Annotated in this window: 6 protein-coding genes; 3 read left to right on the plus strand and 3 right to left on the minus strand. The window is 68.3% G+C overall.

Annotation, left to right across the window (positions count from 1 at the left end):
* Positions 1 to 9 precede the first annotated feature (9 nt).
* Complete coding sequence (locus tag U9980_RS28815) at positions 10 to 165, plus strand: HEAT repeat domain-containing protein (RefSeq protein WP_416210409.1); 156 nt, start codon at positions 10 to 12, stop codon at positions 163 to 165.
* Here the strand turns inward: U9980_RS28815 and U9980_RS26780 are convergent, their stop codons facing one another.
* Genes U9980_RS26780 through U9980_RS26790 form a run of 3 tightly spaced genes read right to left on the minus strand, consistent with a single transcriptional unit; the run spans position 166 to position 2,280 of the window.
* Positions 166 to 576, minus strand: a complete 411-nt coding sequence (locus U9980_RS26780) for a PIN domain-containing protein (RefSeq protein WP_322770469.1) — start codon at positions 574 to 576, stop codon at positions 166 to 168.
* A gap of 8 nt (positions 577 to 584) precedes the next feature.
* Complete coding sequence (locus U9980_RS26785) at positions 585 to 803, minus strand: helix-turn-helix domain-containing protein (protein ID WP_322770470.1); 219 nt, start codon at positions 801 to 803, stop codon at positions 585 to 587.
* Positions 804 to 834: 31 nt separating this feature from the next.
* The gene (locus U9980_RS26790; RefSeq protein ID WP_322770471.1) at positions 835 to 2,280 is read right to left on the minus strand and encodes an XRE family transcriptional regulator; all 1,446 of its coding nucleotides are present in this window, start codon (positions 2,278 to 2,280) and stop codon (positions 835 to 837) included.
* Between the two features lie 122 nt (positions 2,281 to 2,402).
* Between U9980_RS26790 and U9980_RS26795 the strand changes: the two genes are divergently transcribed.
* Positions 2,403 to 2,783, plus strand: a complete 381-nt coding sequence (locus U9980_RS26795) for a hypothetical protein (RefSeq protein WP_322770472.1) — start codon at positions 2,403 to 2,405, stop codon at positions 2,781 to 2,783.
* Positions 2,780 to 2,992 (plus strand): hypothetical protein (locus U9980_RS26800; RefSeq protein WP_322770473.1); only part of this gene is annotated, 213 nt, incomplete at its 3' end. The genes U9980_RS26795 and U9980_RS26800, both read left to right, overlap by 4 nt.

Raw genomic sequence — 2,992 nt, forward strand, 5'->3', positions numbered from 1 at the left:
GCCGAGGATGTGCGGCAGGCGGCGGTGGAGGCGATCGCGGCCGGCTGGCACGACGACCCGGCCACCCTCCCGTGGCTGCGCGACCGCGCCACCCACGACGACCACTGGGCTGTGCGGCAGACGGCGGTACAGGCGATTCAGCAAATCGAACAAGAACGAAAATAGTCAGAGGCGCACCATAAGCTGTTGACCATAGAACCAACGACTACAGAAGGTCTTGACCATCGGACGGCGAGTAAGACTGTATGGAAAGCCGGAGGCGTCCTGGTGCTGTCTCCCGGCTGCCATGTGGACGCGGTCGTCCGGATCTTTTCCCGGCATGCCGGCGATGAGATCGGCGAAGTCGCAGAACGCAACCTCCGACTCGGGGAAGAATTTCCGTACCGCCGCGGTGACCGCCGCCGCCGAGGATACCGAGCGCCGTCCCGAGCGCACAATGACCCGTTCCCATTCGTCCAGGAGCGCATCGGTCCACAGAATGTTGTGGATGCCGTCCTCGGTGAGCGCGAACATGAGATCCATGACGGAGAACGGGAAGAGCACGTTCGTATCGACGAGTACCCGGGGCATGGGCATCGTAGCGGTCAGTACGGGATACCGGCCGCGTCAGCAGCCTCGGCGATGATCCGCCGGCCCGCACGCCTGGACTCGCGTTGTTGCTGGAAAGCGAGAACGTCCGACAGGCGCACCCTGCGGTGCCTGCTCTCGGGGAGTCGCTCGGACGGGATCTCTCCGGCATCGAGCAACCGGCTGACGAACGGCCGCGACAACCCCAGGAGCTCACCGGCCTCTGCGAGGCTCACGGCAGGCTCCTCCTCGTCCTTTCCCGAACGGCTACGCCTGCGCTGTGACCAGAGCACTGCGGGCATGGTCTGCGAGGTCGGCGGCAGCGCGGTGGCCGGTGGCCTGGACATGCCGGCACAGAGTCTGGATGTTGGCACGGGCGGTACCGGAATCGAGCGGGGCCGCGCATGCGATGGCCTGATGTCCGTGTTCGACGGCCTGGTCGATCTCGCCGGTGTCGACGTGCGCCGTACCCAGACGGGTCAGGTAGAGGATCTGATCCCGGGGGAAGCCCTCGACCTCGCCCACCGCCCGCCGCAGATGGGGAACAGCCTCGGCCGCCCGTCCCGTGGACAGCAGTGCGTCACCCGCGGAGAACGCGATGGCGTGCGGCTGGATCCAATAGGCCCAGGGCGGATCCTCCGCCGGGCGTGACTCCTCGATCAACGTATATGCCTGGTCGTTCGCGCTCTGTACCGCCCGCCGGTCCCCGAGGTCACCGTAGGAACGGGCGAGCATTGCGGCCAGAACCGCCCGCTCGGTCGCACTCATCGCATCGCGGGCACCGGTTAGCGCGGACCGCAGCAGCCGGATCGCACTGTAGGGATCTCCCAGGACGCGCTCCTGACCGGCCATGCACCGCAGCACGTTCGCCGCGATTGCCGGCTGCCCCGCCTCGTGGGCAGCCCGCAGACCCACGAGCCAGTACCGCTGCGCGGTCCCGTGATTGCCGGTGTCGAAATGCGCCCACCCCGCCAGCCGGGCCAGCTCGGCGGCAACCGCGTGCAGACCGGCCCGCTCCGCCGATCCGTGCCGGCCGTGCCGGATGAGCGCGACGACGAGCCGCAGTTCGGACACGGCAAGATCGTGTACGGCTCCCCCGCCGAGGGTGTCGTCCATCCGCCGTAATGCGTCCACCCGGGTGGTCAGATCGGCCACGAGCACGCTGTCGACCCGGTGACCCTGGAAGGCGGCATCGATCCGGTGGGGCTCTGACGTGCGGTCGGCGACGACCCATTCGTGGACGGGGAACGCCAGCGTCGCGCCGGACAGGGTCAGGAAACGACGGCGTTCCACCGGTGCGGTCACCTCCTTCCATCCCGCGGCAAGCCCGCCTTCGGTCCACAGCCGTTCGAGGCCGGTGTCCGCGGGCACCGCCTGCCCATCGTCACCCGGGTTCCCGCCGGACGCTACGACCCCTGTGCTCATTCCGTCGGCGGCATCGTCCGGCACGGGCGGAATCCGGCGGAAACCGAGGAGTTCCGCAGAAGCGCCGTAGCGCAGCGTGTAGGCCCGGCGGTACCGCCGGCCCGGGTAGACGTGCCCCCGTTCATGCCGGCGGATCATCTCCGCGGTCGCCCGCAGCGTGGGGATGAAACCCTGCATCTCCGAGAGGGTTGTCAACTCCGCGGCGGCGTCCTCCTGGGTTAGTCCGGCGGCTTCGCGTGCCTGTCGCAGCCTGGTCGGGTCCCAGCCGGGATGCACCGTGTCGGACATGGCCTCGCTCCTTCACCTCGCGAGCTTCACCCGTCTCAGACAGATACTAAAAGCAACCATTCGGCGACAAATCGAGAACGGAAATACCCGGTGGGATGTCCGGATGAATGTCCTGGACACACATGGCCGGGGACGTGCATACCGCGGCCGGAGGCATGCGCGGCCGGCTGTCCTGGGGAACCGTGCCCGGCTGGCGTGCACTGGCGGAGCTGGTTCCGGACGGGTGCCTTCCCGGATCACACGCGGCCCGCCCGGAACCAGCCCCTTTCCCCTCACTGATGGAGGCGAATCACATGCACGACGAACAGGCGTTGTACGGGCTGGTCAGATTCGACGGTGCTACCAACCGCCAGGTGGTGGGCATCGTGCTGGTCTTCGAGAGCGCCACCGCGGCCAACCAGTTCGCCCGCACCGCGGGCCTCGACGACTACGCGGTTGGACCTGTGGAGTTCCTCGCCACCACCGCGCCAGCCGGCATCCGCTGGAACGGGGCCGACCGGTGACCGAGCAGGGCCTTCCACAGACCGCGGCGGCGCTACGTTCCTACGCTCTCGCCGTCCTCATTCGGGACGCCGCCTACGACCGTGAGCCCCACGGCGACCCTGTCTTGTTTACCGCCGACATGCGCCGTGGGCTCCATGCCGCACTCACCACTTCTCCCCCACCTCTGCTCACCGCTGACCCCGCGGTCACCCTGGGCGAACAGGCCGCC

The organism is Protofrankia sp. Cr1 (genome assembly GCF_963555865.1).
Lineage (GTDB): Bacteria > Actinomycetota > Actinomycetes > Frankiales > Frankiaceae > Protofrankia.

Excerpts from the sequence above, each read along its gene's own strand:
- U9980_RS26790 (WP_322770471.1), bottom strand. The coding sequence starts at position 2,280 with ATGTCCGACACGGTGCATCCCGGCTGGGACCCGACCAGGCTGCGACAG.
- U9980_RS26780 (WP_322770469.1), bottom strand. The coding sequence starts at position 576 with ATGCCCATGCCCCGGGTACTCGTCGATACGAACGTGCTCTTCCCGTTC.
- U9980_RS26795 (WP_322770472.1), top strand. The coding sequence starts at position 2,403 with ATGGCCGGGGACGTGCATACCGCGGCCGGAGGCATGCGCGGCCGGCTG.